The organism is Paenibacillus pasadenensis DSM 19293, assembly GCF_000422485.1.
Lineage (GTDB): Bacteria > Bacillota > Bacilli > Paenibacillales > Paenibacillaceae > Paenibacillus_O > Paenibacillus_O pasadenensis.
On the sequence record NZ_KE383862.1, the window covers coordinates 847 to 16,569 of the forward strand.

Sequence of the window (15,723 nt, forward strand, 5' to 3'; positions counted from 1 at the left end):
CTGGGCCGACTCTGCAACCCGATTTTTCCGGGTTGCAGCAAGCCGGAGAGCCGACAAAAAAGCACCCGCCGGTCCATACGGCGGATGCTCAAGGGAAGGCCATGCCCGGACAGCTCGCCGGACATGGCGGCGCCAGGCCCCAGCGCCGCTAGCGGCGGCGGCGCTTGCTGGCGATGATGTTGCGGCTGCGGGTCAAATAATGCTTGACCTCCTGATAGTCGGCGCTCGCCACGCCGGTGAACAGCATGTCCACCACCGTCAGCATGGCGATGCGCGAGCCCATCGCGCCGCTGCGGATCGTCACCTCCGGCGTCGAGATGCTGAGCAGCAGGTCGGCCCGCTCGGACAGCTCGCTTTTGCCGTATTTGGTGATGGCGATCGTGCGCGCTCCCGTCTTGGACACGATGTCGAGCGCGTCGAGGATCTCCTCGGTGCCGCCGGAGTTGGAGATGAAGATCGCCGCGTCCTTGTCGGAGACGAGCGTCGCCGCCGTGAGCTGGCTGTGCCCGTCCAGATAGGCGTGGCAGTTCTTGTTGATGCGCGTGAACTTCTGCTCGGCATCGAGGCAGATGAGTCCGGAAGCCCCGATCCCGAACAGGAAGATGCGGCTGCAGGTGCGAAGAACCTGCACCGCCTGGTCGACGGCGTCGCGGTCGATCAGGCTCAGCGTATCTTCGATGGAGCGTATATTGTTGCGTGCCGTGTTGGAAATGATCGTCTGCAGGTCATCTCCCGGCTGGATGTCCGTGTACTGTCCGCTGTCCGGCTCTTCCTTGCCGCCCATCGCCGCCGAGATGCTGACGATGAAGCTGCGGTAGCCGTTGTAGCCCATCGTCTTGCAGAAGCGCAGCACCGAGGCGTCGCTCGTGCGGCTGCCCATGGCAAGGTTCTTGATGGAGAGATGCGGAATCTCTTCCTTGTTTTCCAGAATGTATTCGGCGACTCGCCGTTCGACAGGAGTGAGACTGTCCTTGCGTTCCCGGATCTTGATCAATACGTTGTCGTTGATAGCCATAAGCCGCCTCCTGCCGTTGATCTGATACAGCGCCATAATCGTATACGCTAGAACCGGGAATTACAAGAGCGGCAGAGGGGGAAAAACCGAGGAAAACGCCGATTTGCTCAGGAAAATCGCCGTCATTCGTCCATAAAATTATATTTTGATTTTTTATTATTTTTTGAAATATTAATTTAACTTTACGCTCGACACCCTCGCCTCCTGTGCTACAATAGCGTCACAGAGCGAGGAATCAGAGCGGCTTCGCCGCCAGAGGGAAAGGGATGGATAAAGGATGAAGATCGCGATCATCGGAGCAGGCAGCACCTATACCCCGGAGCTGATGGAGGGCATCATCAAGCGCAGCGGCTCGCTGCCGGTCCGGGAGCTGGCGTTGATGGACATCGACGCGCGCAAGCTCGACATCGTCGGCGACCTGAGCGCGCGCATGGCCGCGGCGGCCGGCATGGACTGCCGCGTCGTCAAGACGCAGGAGCTCGACGAGGCGCTGAGCGGAGCGGACTTCGTGTTGGGCCAGATCCGCGTCGGCAAGCTGCCGGCGCGCGTGCTCGACGAGCAGATCCCGCTGAAATACGGGATGATCGGCCAGGAAACCTGCGGCATCGGCGGCTTTTTCAAGGCGATGCGGACGATCCCGGTCATGCTGGACATCGCGCGGAGGATGGAGACGCTTTGTCCGGACGCTTGGCTGATCAACTTTTCCAACCCGGCGGGCATCCTCACGGAAGCGATCCTGAACCACAGCAAGATCAAGATGCTCGGCCTGTGCAACGTGCCCTACAACATGACCAAGAGCATCCGCTCCAAGATGGAGCTGCCCGAGGCGCGCCTCACCTACGTCGGCCTCAACCATCTGAGCTGGATCACCGGCATCGAGCAGGACGGCCGCGACTACCTGCAGGACGCGCTCGCCCAGGGGCTGAACAGCGAGACGATGAAGAACATCCCCTCGTCGGGCTTCAGCCAGGAGCTGGTGCAGACGATCGGAGCGATCCCTTCTTCGTACCTGGAGTATTACTACTTCAAGAACAAGAAGCTCGACCTGCTGAAAAAAGCCGAGCAGTCGCGCGGCCAGCGCTGCATGGAGATCGAGGAGGAGCTGCTGGGCCTGTATGAGGACGCCAAGCTCCACACCAAGCCGGAGCTGCTCGCCTCGCGCGGCGGCGCCAACTACTCCGAGGTGGCGATCAGCCTCGTCGACGCCATCTGGAACGACAAGCAGGAGGAGCATGTCGTCAACCTGCTGAACCAAGGCGCGCTCGACTTCATGGAGGATACGGACGCGGTGGAGATCACGGCGGTCATCGGCAAGGACGGCGCCAAGCCGATCCCGGTGCGCGGCCTCGACAACGCCCATATCCGCGATTACATGCGCATGGTCAAGGCGTACGAGCGCGAGACGGTGGAGGCGGCGGTGAGCGGCAGCGAGGAGGCGGCGATGCGCGCGCTGCTCATGAACCCGCTCGTCGGCGACTACGATGCGGCCCGCGCCTGCTTCGACGAGCTGAAGGAAGCGCATCGGGACTATCTGCCGCAATTCCGCTCGTAAGCGGGCGGCGAAAGGAGCATTGACCATGAATGGAACTCCTTCGTACGTGCTCGGCGTCGACGGCGGCAACACCAAGACCGACTATTATCTGTACGATCTCGACGGACGGAGGCTCGGCTCGCTCCGCACGGGCACCTGCAGCCATGAGCAGTTCAAGGACGGCTACGCCGGAGCGAAAAGAGCGCTCGCCGAGCAGGCCGGAGAGCTGCTCGGCCGCCATGGCCTGGAGCCGGGCGATCTCGCCGCGGCGGCATTCGGCCTGGCGGGAGCCGACATCCCCTCGCAGAAGCGGGAGCTGGACCGCGTCATCCGCGAGCTCGGCTACGGCCGCTTCGAGATGGACAACGACAGCTTCCTCGGCATCAAGGCCGGCAGCCCTTCCGGCGCAGGCGTCTGCTCGATCAACGGCACCGGCGCCTGCACGGGCGGCATCGACCCGTCGGGCCGGCGGCTGCAGGTCGGCGGCGTCGGCAGCGAGCTGTCCGGCGACGAGTCCGGCGGCGCCTACCTGGCCCGCCGCGCGGTGCGCCTCGCCTACGACGAGCTGTACCGCGTCGGCGCGCCTACCGCGCTGACCGCCCCGGCGCTGCGCCTGCTCGGCGCGGTCGGACCGGAGGAGCTGCTGGAGCGGGCGCTGGAGGCGATGCTCTCGCGCTCCCTGCCGGCGACGGAGCTGGCGACGCTGCTGCTGGAGGCGGCCGCGGCGGGCGACGGCCCGGCGCTCGCGGCCGTGCGGCATTCGGCGCGGCAGATGGCGATGTCGACGGCCGGCTGCGTGCGCGGCCTCGACTTCGAGAGCGGCCCGGTCGACGTCGTGCTGGCCGGCTCGGTATGGGTGAAGGCGGCGCCGCCTATCCTGCGCGAGCTGTACATGGAGACGGCGCGCGAGCTGCTGCCGCAGACGGAGCTGCGCTTCCGGCTGCTGGAGGAGCCGCCGGCGGCGGGCGCGGTGCTGTGGGCGCTGGAGCTGGCCCACGGCCGGCCCGCTTCCGAGGCGCTGCGCGCGCGCGTGCTCGCAGGGATGCGGACTTGATGGCGCGCTCAGCCCGCGTCTGACGGGCTGGGCGCGGTGCGGCGGCGGCGAGGCCGATCCGACGGTGCGCTCAGGCCGCGATTGACGGGCCGAGCGCGGTGCGGCGGCGAGACCGATCCGACGGCGCGCGTCTCTGACGGGCGCGGCACGGCACGGCACGGCGGAGGAGCCGCCGGCGGCGGGCGCGGAAGCCCGCGCCTGACGGGCTGGGCGCGGCACGCCAGCTGCGGGGCGCTCAAGCGCCAGGCCCCGAAAGAAGCTGCAAAAGAGGCTGCAAGTCCGATCCGGTTCAGCGGATCGCTTGCAGCCTCTTTTTTTAACCCCGGATGCGTCCTCCCTGCCGGGCAGGGCGAGGAGCCGTCCACGCGGATCGGCCGAACGCCCTCATCCGCCGCTGCGCGCCGCTTCGATCTGCGCGCGGTGATGCTCGTCGTGCTCCAGGAATTCTTCGAGGATAAGAGCCAGCGAGTAAGGCCGCCCTGTGTGCGGATCCCGCTGAGCGCCGTTCACGAGCAGCGGACGCTCCAGCACGGCGGGATCAAGCTCCCGCAGCCTGCGGCACAGCTCGCGCCTCGTGGCGGCCAGCTCGCAGAGCAGCCGCTCCCGCGCCACGCCGGAGTTGGCGTATTGGTAAGCGAGGGCATTGAACGGGTCGAACGCCGGAAAATGGATGCCGCGTCCCGCCTCGACCTCTGTCAGCACCGTCTCCAGCAGATAGCGGTCCCAGTTCTGCAAATGGGAGATCACCTCCGCGATCGACGCCTTGCCCGGCCGCATCGGCCGGAACCAGTCGAAATCGTCCAGTCCGGCCAGACTGCCCGCCCAGTCGGCCAGCGACTCGCTGCGCTCGATCGTCTCCCGCGCCCCGCTCAATAGCCCATCTCCTTGAGCAGGCCGGACAGCACCTGCAGCCGCTCGCCGATCAGCTCGCCGTCGTCGCTCAGCGCCTGGCTGAACAGCCGGATGTCCTCGTCGATGCGCTCGTTGTCCGTGCATACCGAGACGGTCATCGCGTCTCCTTGCAGGCCGATGCGGTCCAGCACCGGCTGCTCGGGATCGTAGAGCCCCTCATACCGGTATGCTTCGCGGAAGTGGACCATGCCGCTGGCGACGAGGATCGCCAGATCGAGCACGCGATGCAGCGGCAGCTCCTCGGACTGGCGCGACCATTTGCCGCCCGTATGGCGCCATACTTTGGCCGAAATGTCGACCTTGCCGCGGTCGTTCCACTGCGCGAGGCCGAGCGACAGGCCCTTCGCTTCGGAGTCAGGCGCGTAGCGGCCGTCGACCTGGCTGTAGTTTTCAGAGACGAGCACCGGCTTGTGCTTCAGCGTCGTCGGAATTTTCATGTTCATCGCGAAGGCCTCCCGGGGGAATGGATGTGGACGGCAGAGTTTTGATGAGTGAATTTCAAATTTCGATTTAGTAATTTACTAAATTATAAACGTTCGCTCTTACTATAGACCGCCGGAACGCCGATGTCAAACTCAGGCTTCGTCACCATCTATTCCCGAAGGAGACCCTGTCGATGAATGAACCGATGCTGCGCTTGAACCCCGGTGAAGCCCTCGCCAAAGAGACGGCGGGCTCTTCCGGCGTTTCCGGCGCTTCTGGCGCTTCTGGCGCTTCCGCGCCCCCGCCCGGCCGCGCTTTCCCTCGCACCTCCGCCAAAAGCGACTGGCGCAGCCTCGCGTTCTGGATGCGGACAGCCGCCTGCGCCACGCTGGCCTTCGGCCTGTTCCAATGCGTCGTCGGCATGATGAACTTCGGCCTCGGCACGCTCGCCGGTCTGCTGGAGGTCGCTGCCGCCGTCTGGATGCTGCGCCTCGCCGCGCAGGCGATGCGGATCGAGCAGTCCGCCGAATCGCCGGCCGAAGTGCGCCAGCTGTCGCGGCTGCTGATCGGTTACTTCCGGCTGCAGCTGCTGTTCACGGTGGCATTCGGCTTTGCCGTCGCGATGCTTGTCCTGACCGTCATCCAGTTCCTCACGGACTGGGACTGGGCCATCCATCTCGTCCAGCAAGGCCGCCAGGCCGACCGATGGATCGCGCGGCTCGAGCGCTGGTGGCACGTCGTGGCGGGCTGGTTCGAGTAGCGCGATCCTCTTGCAGAATGCCTCTGTTCATGCTAAAAAAGGAGGAATCTCGATCGAAGCCCTCCCATTCGGATGGGGAAGGCGGAAGGAGCTGCTCGGTTGGAAATGTTGGTTATATTCGGCGCCGCTTATGTCATGCCCGGGCTCGCCTTCTTCTTCATGCTCGCGATCCTGCAGCTGTTCGCCAAGGAGAAGTCCGATGCGCTGAAAATCGTGGCGTCCCTGCTGTTCGGCGCGATGATGTGGATCTTCTCCATGTCGATCTATATCGCCGCGGGCTGAGCCCTCGGAACGAAAAAGAGCATCGCTCCGGCTAACGCCGGGGCGATGCTCTTTTGGATGCAGGCATGCCTGCCTCATGGACCTTTCGTTCGGACAGCCGCATGCGGTGGAGAACGATGGGATGATCGCACGAACTGCATTTATGCGGCCGGCCGCATCGCCTAGGAAGCCTAACGATACGGAGAAGCGCTATTTCAGCTTATTCGCCTGTTCTGGAATTCTAACGATACTCTCGCGCTCTATTGCTCCCGAATAGGAGGAAAAACACCGAACTAGCGGCCCATAGCGTCGCTCCGTATCGTTAAAAATCCATTTCAGCGGAATTGAGCGAAATAGCGCTTTGTCGTATCGTTAGCGCTTCGACGGCGCCCAAGCCAAAAGCGACGCGCTTCGTCCGACACTCGACGTTCGACGCACCCCCGACGCAGCGGGCTTGCGCCAAGTCGCCGCCCGCGCTCCCTGCGGCACCGCTGCCCCGGCGCGTGCCACCCGCGCGCCCGCTAATGCCGGTTGCGCGGATCGAGCGCGTCGCGCAGGGCGTCGCCGACGAAGTTGACGGCCAGCACGGTGACGATGATCGCCACGCCCGGCGGCACCCACAGCCAAGGCTGCGAGGTGAGCACGGTCAGCGACTGGGCGCTCGCCAGCATGTTGCCCCAGCTCGCGTCCGGCGGCTGCACGCCGAGCCCGAGGAAGCTGAGCGCGGCCTCGTCGAGGATCGCGCCGGCGACGCCGCTCGTCGCGTAGATCAGGATCGGCGCGACGGTGTTCGGCAGGATGTGGCGCAGCAGGATGCGCGTGCGGCTGAGGCCGAGCGCGACCGCCGCGGTCACGTAGTCCGCCTGCTTGATCGCCAGCACGTTGCCGCGCACGAGGCGGGCGACCGCCGGCCAGCCGAGCAGGCCGAGGATGAGGATGATGTTCGTCAGCCCCGGACCGACCAGGCTCGCCACGACGAGGATGAGCATCAGGTACGGGAACGCCATGAAGATGTCGGTGACGCGCATGATGACGTTGTCGATCCAGCCGCCGGCGTAGCCGGCGATCAGGCCGAGCAGCGTGCCGATCGCCGCCGCGATCGCCATCGCGCCGAGGCCGGCGGCAAGCGAGACGCGGGCCGCGTAGATGAGCCGGCTCAGCATGTCGCGGCCGATCGGGTCGGTGCCGAGCCAATGCCGCAGCGACGGCCCCTCGCCGAACGAGTCGGTGACGGCGTTCGGGTCGTACGGCGCGATCAGCGGCGCCAGCAGCGCCGCGAGCGCCATGACGCCGAGCGCGATCGCGCCGGCGACGCCGAGCTTGTGGCGCTGAAAGCGCTGGAGGAACATCCGGCCCGGTACGGCGCCGATCTCCGCCGCCGGCCCCGCGGAGCCGGGACCTTCTTGCCCCGGCCCCGCTCCCGGCAACCGCGACGCGTCCCGGTACGGCCCTAGAGGTCCCGATGCGGCCGCCTCAAGCCCCCCCGGTCCCGGCTCCGGCTTTGCCGGCCCGCTCTGACCGCGCCCCGCTCCCGACAACACCGGACCTGCCGTTCCCGGCATCGCCGGTCCCCGGCCCCGGCCTACGGAGAAATACCTTCGGAACAGATTCATGCCGCCCCCTCCCCCTCGTAGCTCGTGCGGACGCGGGGATCGACAGCCGCATAGATGAAGTCGGTCGCCAGATTGACGGCGATGACGGATACGGCGGCCACCAGGTTCAAGCCCATGAGCGTGGAATAGTCGCGGCTCATGATCGACGACAGCGTCAGCTGCCCGATGCCCGGCCAGGCGAATACCTGCTCGACGACGACTGCGCCGCCGAGCAGCACGGACATCTCCAGCCCGATGACGGTGACGATCGGGATGAGCGCGTTGCGCATGGCGTGGCGGCCGACGACGAGCGTCTCGCGCACGCCTTTGGCGCGGGCGGTGCGGAGGTAGTCATGGCCGAGAATCTCCAGCATGCTCGAGCGGACGTAGCGGATGCACCGCCCTGCGACAGCCGCCGCCAGGACGAGCGCCGGCAGGATCAGATGCCGGAGACGATCGACGAAGCCGCCGGAGCCGCCAAGCTCCGTCATGCCGCCCGAAGGCAGCCACTGCAGCTGGATGGCGAACAGATAGATGAGGCCGAGGCCCAGGAAGAACCCGGGCACGGACAGGCCCAGAAAGGACCCGGTCGAAGCGAGATAGTCGAGCTTGGAATATTGCCGCGTCGCGCTCAGCACGCCGAGCGGCACCGCGACGAGCAAGCCGAGCGCGAGCGCCGTGCCCATGAGCAGCAGCGTCGGCCCCATGCGGTCGAATATCACCCGCGTCACCGGCTCGTAGGTGATGAGCGAGTAGCCGAGATCGCCGTGCAGCAAGAGATTTTTCAGCCACAGGCCGTACTGGACGTAGGCCGGCTCGTTCAGCCCGAGCGCCAGCCGCCGGGCTTCCGCCGCCGCGGCCGGCAGCTTGGGGCTGACCAGCATGTCCACCGGATTGCCGGGAGCCATGCGCATGATGATGAAGTTGATGACCGTGACGCCCAGCAGCACGGGCACGGCGGTCAGCAGCCGCCGCAGCACATAAGTCAGCAATGCCTGCACCTCGAATCGTTAACGCCCGCTCGCGTTTACTTCACGTCCCATTCGTATACGTTGATGAACATGCCGAAGTCCTTCGGCTCCGCTCCCGATACTCGCTCGCTCACCGCGCCAAGCGCCTTGGTCGCATAGATCGCCGGCATCGGCACGTCCTGCGCGATGATCTTCTGCAGGTCGCTGTAGGACTGCTTGATCTTCGCCTCGTCGGTCTCGGCGGCGATCGCGTCCAGCAGCTTCTCCGCCTCGGCGTTCTTGTAGCCGCTCGGATTGCCTTCCTTGAGGAAATAGGCGATGTCCGGCAGCGGGTTGATCGGCGTCAGCGACACCGTGAGGATGCCGAGGTCATAGTCCATCTTGACGAGATTGTCGATCAGCGTCGCCAGATCCATCATCTGGATCTTCGTCTGCACGCCGGCGGCGCGCAGGTTCTCGGCGACGATGTTGGCCGCCTGCTCGAGCGTGGCGTCGCCCGACAGGACGTACAGCCGCAGCGTCTTGGCGCTGTCCCAGCCGGACTCGGCGAGCAGCGACTTGGCCTTTTCGGGATCGTAGGCGGCTGGCTGCACGCTCTCGTCGCGGTACGGGCTATAGCTGGTGAAGTAGCTGTCCACGACCTCGCCCGCGCCATGCAGCAGCTTGTCGACGATCTGCTGGCGGTTCATCGCGTAGCTGATCGCCTGGCGCTGCTTCGCGTCCGGCACGACGGCTTCGTTGATGTACATGAACTGCGTCGCCAGCGGAGCCGCCTCGACCGTGCGGATGCCCTGCAGCCCCTTGACCTTCTCGTAGTCGCCGACCGGGATGACGCCCGCCGACGGGATGTTCATGTCGATCTCGCCGCTCTGCAGCTGGGCGGTGACGGCGTTGCCCTGCAGCACCTTGAAGTTCAGCGAGTCCAGCTTCGGAGCGCCCTTGAAGTAAGCGTCGTTCGCCTCCAGGCGCACGAACTGGTCGCGGTTGTATTCGGCCAGCTTGAACGGACCGCTCGTCACGTCCGGCTTCTGCATGAAGTCGCTCTTGGCCAGCTCCTCCGGCGCGATGTCCGCAAGCGCGGACTGCGGGAGCGTGAGCAGGTTCTTGCCGATCGTATCCTGGAAAATGCTCAGCGTCGTCGGCGCCTTGACCGTCACCGTCAGCGTGCGCTCGTCCACCTTCTTGACGCCGCTGATCGCGCTCTGGCCCTCCGGCAGGAAGCCGGCGTCGTCCAATCCCTCGATGATCGCGAACAGGTAGGCCAGATTGGAGGCGACCTTCGGGTTCGTCATCAGGCCGAGCGTGAAGATGACGTCGTCCGCCGTCACCGGCTTGCCGTCGGTCCAGGCCGCTTTTTCGTTCAGCTTGATCGTGAACGTCTTGTTGTCGCTCGTCTCGATCGAGTCCGCCAGCATCGGCTTGTACTGCAGGTCGGAGTCCAGATCGACCAGCGGCGGGAACAGCAGGCTCGCGACATAGGTCGAGACGAGTCCGACCGGCGCCAGCGGGTTGATGTTGCTCGGCGCGTAGGTGACGCCTACCGTCACCGACTTGGCGCCACCGGCAGCAGGAGCCTCTGCGGACGGCTCATTGGCCGGCGCATTCGCGTTCGAGCAGGCCGATACGAGCGCGAGGCTGGCGGACAGCACCAGCGCAAGCGCCCCTTTTCCGATTCGTTTCATGTGGATGTCGACTCTCCTTCATCATTCTAATTCCGATTGAACAACTTTGATTTTATTCAGTATCCGGTTTTCTTGGACATCTTGTCAATAGAAGATAGCGAAAATTGTCGAATCCTCATTATTTTTGGATTATATTGTCGAAACCATCCGAGCGGGAAGAAAAATCTCCCTGCTCCCGAGCGCAGGGAAGGACCGGACAAGGCTGCGCGCAGCCTTCCGGTCCTTCCCGCGGCCCTCAGGCGGGCTCGGCGTTTTCAGCTCAGGCGAGCCGCTCCGACGGACTCGGCGTTTCAGCTCAGGCGGCCCGCTCAGGCGGACTCGGCGTTATCAGCTCAGGCGAGCCGCTCCGACGGGCTCAGCATTTCAGCTCAGGCGAGCCGCCCCGGAGCTCACGCCCGCTCGCTTTTCCAGAGCACGTTTTTCTCCCCCGCGCGGATTTCCAGCGGCAGCCGGTTGGAGCGCGGAGGCAGCGGACAGTTGAAGGCGGGCGAAAACGCGCACGGAGGCAGGAAAGCGCGGTTGAAGTCGAGCTTCACCGGCTGGCCGTGCTCAAGCGGTCCGTCCACCAGCAGCATCCGTCCCGGTCCGTACGTCTCGGGTCCGCTCGTGCGGTCGGCGAACGTCACGATGAGCGCGTCTCCCGAGCGGAACGGCACGAGGCGGAACGTCTCCCCGTCCCTCTCCGCGACAATCTCGCCCGGCGATCCGTGCCGGCGCGTGCGGCCGTCCCGGTCTCCCTGGTGCAGGAATTCGGCCGTGCCGTCCGCGGCCGCCTCGAACCTGCCCGTCCATACGGACGCCTCGTCCTCGGGGTAGACGTCGATGCCGCCAAAGCGGGCGAGCCGCTCGGCCTGCGGATCCCACACCGCGAGCAGATGAGGCGATCCCGGCTGCGAGGTCGCGGCGGCGGCCCTTCCGTCAGGGAAATGGAGCGCCGCTCCATCCTCTTCCAGACGAATGACGCCGGCGGCCGCAGCGCCTTCCAGCCGCGCTCCGTCCTCGGGCGCGAGCTCCGCCGTCAGCCCGCCATCGGCCGGCGACCAGACGCCGGGCAGTCCTTCGATGCGCGCCGGCTCCGCCAGCTCATGCAGCGCGACCAGCGACAGGTCGCCCCGCGGGCCGGCCGCGGAATCGAGCCTCCATTGCCGCCAGGCCCGCAAATCCATCGCGCCCCTCATGGCTGCTCCGCGGCAGCCGCCGGCGCTTCCAGGCCGAGGAACCGCCTCAGCTCCGCCAGGAACGCCTCGTGCTCCTCGATGAACGGCATATGCCCGCTGCGCTCGAACACGGCCAGCTCCGAGCCAGGGATGAGCCGATGCATCTCCTCCGCCTGCGACAGCGGCGTGATCCAGTCGTAGCGCGCGCCGACGATGAGCGTCGGCATCGCGAAGCCCGGCAGGGCGGCGCGCACGTCGTACTGCGGGATGAAATGCTTGAATGTATAGTTGGCGACCTCCATCGAGCCGATCGGGCGGTTGCCGGTCTCGCGCATCACCTGCTCGTCGCGCACATGGAAGTAGAGGTCGTAGTTGACGTCCCACCAACGGATCAGATGCGCCTCGTCCTCGATCCGTCCCTCGAACAGCTCGGGAATGACGGCCAGCTGCTCCGGCGTGGCGATGCGGGAGGCGAACTCCAGCGCCGCCGGGTAGAACTCCCGGCTCGGCGCCGTGCAGATGAGCAGCAGCTTGTCCAGCGAGTCCGGGTAGCGCGCCGCGAACACCTGCGCCACCATGCCGCCGAAGGAGTGGCCGAGCAGATGGATGCGCCCGAAGCCCAGATAGCGCCGCAGCTCCTCGATATCGTCCGCCAGCTGCTCCAGCGTGCAGGTCGCCGGATCGACGCGCTCCGACTGGCCGTTGCACCGCTGGTCCAGGTAGACGATCTGCAGCCCGTCGGCCAGCGGCGTCAGCCACGGCTTGAAGTCGGAGTGGTCGCTCCCCGGTCCGCCGTGGATGGCGAACAGAGCCGGGCGGGCTTCCATGCGCTCCCCGACCGGCACGTAGCCGGAGCCCTCGATATCGAAATAAAGCCTCGTTCCGTTGATTGTCGCAAACATCTTGTCGCTTCACGATCCTTCTGCGTTATGGCTTGTGCCTCAGCCCCGGCTGAAGCAATATTCATAAATTATGTCGAATAAACACGAACCAAGTCAACTGAATCGGACGTCATCCCTAATTTTCCATATGCGCGCCCTCCAGAGCGAGCGGCCTCGCGAGCAGGATGGACGAAAAAATCCGCCCGGACCCAAGGCCCGGACGGATCAAAACCGGCTATTCCTCCTCGTGCACGACCCGCACCGCGGCCGTCGCCCGCAGCGTCGGACCGTTGTCGGAGGAGGCGATCGCCTCGCTCACGATGAGCCCCTCCGGCGCGTCATCCGGGATGCGGTACGGCAGCCGCAGCGTCTGGTCCGCCCCGATCTCGAACGACTCCGTCGTCAGCCGCAGGCCGAACAGCGGCAGCTGCAGCACGCCGTTCACGAACGGCACGTTGCCCGTGTTGGCGATGCGGACCGTGAAGACGACGGTGCCTCCGGGAGCGGCGACCTGCGGCGAGACGGATTCCGTCAGGAGCGCGTCGTTCCGGATCGCCGCCACGATCGGCACGAGCACCTGGCGGAGCGCGGTCTCATTGGAGAACGCCGTGGCGAAGCTGTCGAACACCGTTCCGCCGCGCGTCCTCGCCGGCGGCGTGAACGGTACCGTGAACGTGCGGCTGTCTCCCGGCGGCAGCACCGGAATGACGGCGGCGAACTCGGTCAGCGACTCCAGCACGCGCACCCCGGTCAGCGTTTGGCTGGAAATGTTGCGGACCGTGATCTCGATGAGCGTGCTTCCCCGGTACGGCACGGGATTGGGCGCGGCCCGGCTCGTCAGCTCCAGCAGGAAATCCGGCAAGGCGACGAGCACGGACAGCGAATCGGTCACCGGCTGCAGCTGCGCGGGCACCTCCGGAGCGGTCGCCGTCACCGTATTGACGAGCACCGTGCCCTGCCGTGTGCCCGGCGGCACCGTATAGATGAAGCTCGTCACCGCCGTCTGGCCCGGCGCCAGCGCCGGAATCGCCTGCGAATAGCCCGCCAGCGAATCCGCGACGACGATCGACGTCGCCGGACTCGGTCCGGTATTGGTGACTTCGGCGGTGAACAGGATCGGCTCTCCCGGACCGGCGACGAGCCGGTCGGACAGCTTGCGGATCGCCAGCGTCGTCTGCTGCGGCGGATCCGTCTGGACGACGGTCTGGTATGCCGCCAGCTGAGCCGGCGTCTGATCCGACGAGACGGTCAGCACGTTGTCGATGACGCTGCCGTTCGCCGCGCCCGCAGGCACGGTGATGCCGACCGTGCGGATGACGGACGCCCCGGGCGCAAGGCTCGGGACTGTCTCGGCAAAGCTCGCGGCCGGATCGGACAGCAGCACGTTCGTCTGCGTCAGCGACGTCGTATTGACGACCGTCAGCGTATAGGCGATGACATCGCCCGGAGCAGCGACGGTCCGATCCCCCGATTTGGCGATCGCAAGGCCCGCCGCCACGATGTCGACGAGCGTCGACGCTTCGGCCGGATCGGCTCCAGCCGCCGTCGCCTCCGCCAGGTTGAGCACCCTCGAGCCGAGCGGCGTCCCGACCGGAATGACATACGGCGCCTCCACCTCGACGATCTCATCCACGGCGAGCGAAGGAATCGTCTCGTCCAGGCCGGTCAGCCGATCGACGAGGCGGACCGGACCGAGCGGCACGTTGCCGAGATTGCCGACCTGGATGCGGAACACGACCGGCTGCCCCGGAGCGGCCGCGGCCGGCGAGACCGACTTGACGAGGCCGATCGCCCGCACCGCAATGACTTCGGCGGACGATTCGGCCGGCAGCGGGCTCGGCGTCTGGTCCGACGTGACGAACGCCGTGTTCATGTAGACGCCGGGCGGCGTGTTGAGCGGCACGAAATAGGTTGTCGACACCTCGCGCGCCTCTCCGGGGCGGAGGATGGGGATCGTCTCGTCGAGCAGCGTCTGGCTGTCGACGACGCGCACGTTCGTCAGCTCGACGTTGCCGAAGTTCGTGACTGTGACGACATATGTCAGCGTCTGTCCGGGACGGGCGACGTTCGGCGTTGTCGTCTTGACCGCGCTCAGCTGCGCGGCGGCCAGGATCGTCAGCGAGACGCCGACGAGCTGGGGACTCAGATTGTCGCCCTGGATGCGCGCCAGGTTCGTCAGGAAGCCGGGCGGCGTCAGCGGCGGGATGACGTACGGCCAGTTCAGCACGAACTCCTCGCCTGCGACGATGCGGTTGATGCGCTGCTCCAGGCCGAGCAGCGGATCGGTCAGCGTCAGGTTGACGAAGTCGACGTTGCCGAGGTTGCGCGCCCGGATCGTGAAGATGACCGTGTCGCCCGGCGAAGCCTGCGCGCGGTCGACCGACTTGGTGAACAGCAGCGAGGGCGCCTCGGAGACGAGCACGTCGTAGCTCGCCGTCTTGGGAGCGAGATCCTGCGGCTGGACGGTCGCCGTATTGGTCAGTACGCCGGGCGGAGCCTGCGCCGGAATCGTGTACGTTCCCGCGACGGCCTCGCTCTGGCCCGGATCGAGCTGCGGCAGCGTCGTGCTGATGCCGATCAGCGGGTCGTTTACGGCGATGTTCGTGATCGGGTAATTCCCCGTATTGGTCACGACGATGGAGAACTGCACCGTATCGCCCGGCGAAGCCTCGTTGCGGTCGCCCGTCTTGACGACGTCGAACGTCAGCAGGCCGAGGGCGGTAATGACGACGCGCCCGTCGCCTGCCTGCACGCCGGCCGTCGTCTCCGCATCGTAAGCGGTGCCGAGAAAAGAGGAACCGCCGCCTGCGGAGCCGTCGTTGCCGTTGCCCGCACCGCTGGCGCCGCCGCCATAAAAGCCGCCGCCTCCCCCTCCGCCGCCTTCAAAGCGATTCCCCGTGCCGCTGCCGCCTTGGCCGAGGACTCCCGGCGTACCGCTGTTGCTCCCTCCGACTCCTCCCGCTCCGCCGGCCGTCTGCGTGCCGCCCTTGCCCGGCGCGACTGTATCGTCGCCCGTGCCGGAAGCGCCCTGCAGGCCGCCTCCGGCAGCTCCCCGAAAGCCCTGCGTAGGACTGGTCAAGGTTCCGACGCCGCCTCCCCCTCCGGCGCCGATCAGGATGCGGTTCGCCAGCGTGCTCCCGCCTTGCCGCACGTCGCTGGCTCCTCCGCCCCCGCCGCCCGAGGCGGAATTGTCGAAGCCGGGTCCGCCGTTCCCGCCGCCGTTGAAGCCTCCCGCCGTCGCCGGCCCGTTCAGCCGGCCGTCCTCGCCTTTTCCGCCGACAGCCACGACGAGCGGCTCGCCGGGCGTCACCCGAAACGTGCCGGCGGCGTAGCCACCATTTCCGCCGATGCCCTGCGTCGTGGCCGTCCCGCCCTGCGCGCCCCAGCATTCGATCCGAATCACGCCTACGTCGCCCGGCACGTTCCATGTCTGCTGCGCTCCTGTGAAGTTAAATACGAACTGCTCTCCGATCGCCGTCATTCG

General features: G+C 66.3%; 13 protein-coding genes. 4 read left to right on the plus strand and 9 right to left on the minus strand.

From position 1 onward, the window contains the following. Nucleotides 1-148: 148 nt before the first annotated feature. Nucleotides 149-1,015: a MurR/RpiR family transcriptional regulator gene (locus H582_RS0124685; protein WP_028600676.1), complete on the minus strand. Its 867-nt coding sequence runs from the start codon at nucleotides 1,013-1,015 to the stop codon at nucleotides 149-151. Nucleotides 1,016-1,292: 277 nt separating this feature from the next. On the opposite strand from H582_RS0124685, the gene H582_RS0124690 reads away from it, so the two are divergent. Together H582_RS0124690 and H582_RS0124695 are read left to right on the plus strand one after the other, a co-directional pair. Beyond that, a complete protein-coding gene (locus H582_RS0124690; protein WP_028600677.1) occupies nucleotides 1,293-2,567 on the plus strand; it encodes a 6-phospho-beta-glucosidase in 1,275 nt (424 codons plus the stop codon). Between the two features lie 25 nt (nucleotides 2,568-2,592). Further along, on the plus strand, nucleotides 2,593-3,600 hold the full coding sequence (locus H582_RS0124695; RefSeq protein WP_028600678.1) for an N-acetylglucosamine kinase: 1,008 nt from the start codon (nucleotides 2,593-2,595) through the stop codon (nucleotides 3,598-3,600). A 384-nt stretch (nucleotides 3,601-3,984) separates the two neighbouring features. On the opposite strand, the gene H582_RS0124700 is transcribed toward H582_RS0124695, so the two are convergent. Next, nucleotides 3,985-4,473 carry a DinB family protein gene (locus tag H582_RS0124700; protein ID WP_052333653.1) on the minus strand — a complete coding sequence of 163 codons (489 nt, stop codon included), beginning with the start codon at nucleotides 4,471-4,473 and terminating at the stop codon, nucleotides 3,985-3,987. Continuing rightward, the gene (locus tag H582_RS0124705; RefSeq protein ID WP_028600680.1) at nucleotides 4,470-4,949 is read right to left on the minus strand and encodes a DUF6530 family protein; all 480 of its coding nucleotides are present in this window, start codon (nucleotides 4,947-4,949) and stop codon (nucleotides 4,470-4,472) included. The genes H582_RS0124700 and H582_RS0124705 overlap by 4 nt, the downstream gene beginning before the upstream one ends. A 179-nt stretch (nucleotides 4,950-5,128) precedes the next feature. Between H582_RS0124705 and H582_RS0124710 the strand changes: the two genes are divergently transcribed. Together H582_RS0124710 and H582_RS0124715 are read left to right on the plus strand one after the other, a co-directional pair. Next, nucleotides 5,129-5,695: a hypothetical protein gene (locus H582_RS0124710; protein WP_028600681.1), complete on the plus strand. Its 567-nt coding sequence runs from the start codon at nucleotides 5,129-5,131 to the stop codon at nucleotides 5,693-5,695. Nucleotides 5,696-5,794: 99 nt separating this feature from the next. Then, nucleotides 5,795-5,977, plus strand: coding sequence for a hypothetical protein (locus H582_RS0124715; RefSeq protein WP_028600682.1), 183 nt, complete (start codon nucleotides 5,795-5,797; stop codon nucleotides 5,975-5,977). 500 nt (nucleotides 5,978-6,477) lie between these two features. On the opposite strand, the gene opp4C is transcribed toward H582_RS0124715, so the two are convergent. The 6 genes from opp4C to H582_RS0124745 form a co-directional block, all read right to left on the minus strand. Further along, complete coding sequence (gene opp4C, locus H582_RS0124720; RefSeq protein WP_240479077.1) at nucleotides 6,478-7,569, minus strand: oligopeptide ABC transporter permease; 1,092 nt, start codon at nucleotides 7,567-7,569, stop codon at nucleotides 6,478-6,480. Further along, entirely contained in the window at nucleotides 7,566-8,540 is a 975-nt protein-coding gene (locus H582_RS0124725; RefSeq protein ID WP_028600684.1) for an ABC transporter permease, read from the minus strand. The genes opp4C and H582_RS0124725 overlap by 4 nt, the downstream gene beginning before the upstream one ends. 35 nt (nucleotides 8,541-8,575) lie before the next feature. Next, the gene (locus tag H582_RS0124730) at nucleotides 8,576-10,201 is read right to left on the minus strand and encodes an ABC transporter substrate-binding protein (RefSeq protein WP_028600685.1); all 1,626 of its coding nucleotides are present in this window, start codon (nucleotides 10,199-10,201) and stop codon (nucleotides 8,576-8,578) included. Nucleotides 10,202-10,590: 389 nt separating this feature from the next. Further along, entirely contained in the window at nucleotides 10,591-11,367 is a 777-nt protein-coding gene (locus H582_RS29550) for a DUF1684 domain-containing protein (RefSeq protein WP_164820124.1), read from the minus strand. An 8-nt stretch (nucleotides 11,368-11,375) separates the two neighbouring features. Next, nucleotides 11,376-12,260 carry an alpha/beta fold hydrolase gene (locus H582_RS0124740; RefSeq protein WP_028600686.1) on the minus strand — a complete coding sequence of 295 codons (885 nt, stop codon included), beginning with the start codon at nucleotides 12,258-12,260 and terminating at the stop codon, nucleotides 11,376-11,378. Nucleotides 12,261-12,474: 214 nt separating this feature from the next. After that, nucleotides 12,475-15,720 (minus strand): DUF7507 domain-containing protein, encoded by a 3,246-nt coding sequence (locus tag H582_RS0124745; RefSeq protein WP_028600687.1) that lies wholly within the window; start codon nucleotides 15,718-15,720, stop codon nucleotides 12,475-12,477. Between the last annotated feature and the right edge of the window lie 3 nt (nucleotides 15,721-15,723).

Bases quoted from the DNA above. Each gene is read 5' to 3' on its own strand.
- opp4C (WP_240479077.1), bottom strand. From the start codon at position 7,569: ATGAATCTGTTCCGAAGGTATTTCTCCGTAGGCCGGGGCCGGGGACCG.
- H582_RS0124705 (WP_028600680.1), bottom strand. From the start codon at position 4,949: ATGAAAATTCCGACGACGCTGAAGCACAAGCCGGTGCTCGTCTCTGAA.
- H582_RS0124730 (WP_028600685.1), bottom strand. From the start codon at position 10,201: ATGAAACGAATCGGAAAAGGGGCGCTTGCGCTGGTGCTGTCCGCCAGC.
- H582_RS0124745 (WP_028600687.1), bottom strand. From the start codon at position 15,720: ATGACGGCGATCGGAGAGCAGTTCGTATTTAACTTCACAGGAGCGCAG.
- H582_RS29550 (WP_164820124.1), bottom strand. From the start codon at position 11,367: ATGGATTTGCGGGCCTGGCGGCAATGGAGGCTCGATTCCGCGGCCGGC.
- H582_RS0124740 (WP_028600686.1), bottom strand. From the start codon at position 12,260: ATGTTTGCGACAATCAACGGAACGAGGCTTTATTTCGATATCGAGGGC.
- H582_RS0124690 (WP_028600677.1), top strand. From the start codon at position 1,293: ATGAAGATCGCGATCATCGGAGCAGGCAGCACCTATACCCCGGAGCTG.
- H582_RS0124710 (WP_028600681.1), top strand. From the start codon at position 5,129: ATGAATGAACCGATGCTGCGCTTGAACCCCGGTGAAGCCCTCGCCAAA.
- H582_RS0124695 (WP_028600678.1), top strand. From the start codon at position 2,593: ATGAATGGAACTCCTTCGTACGTGCTCGGCGTCGACGGCGGCAACACC.
- H582_RS0124685 (WP_028600676.1), bottom strand. From the start codon at position 1,015: ATGGCTATCAACGACAACGTATTGATCAAGATCCGGGAACGCAAGGAC.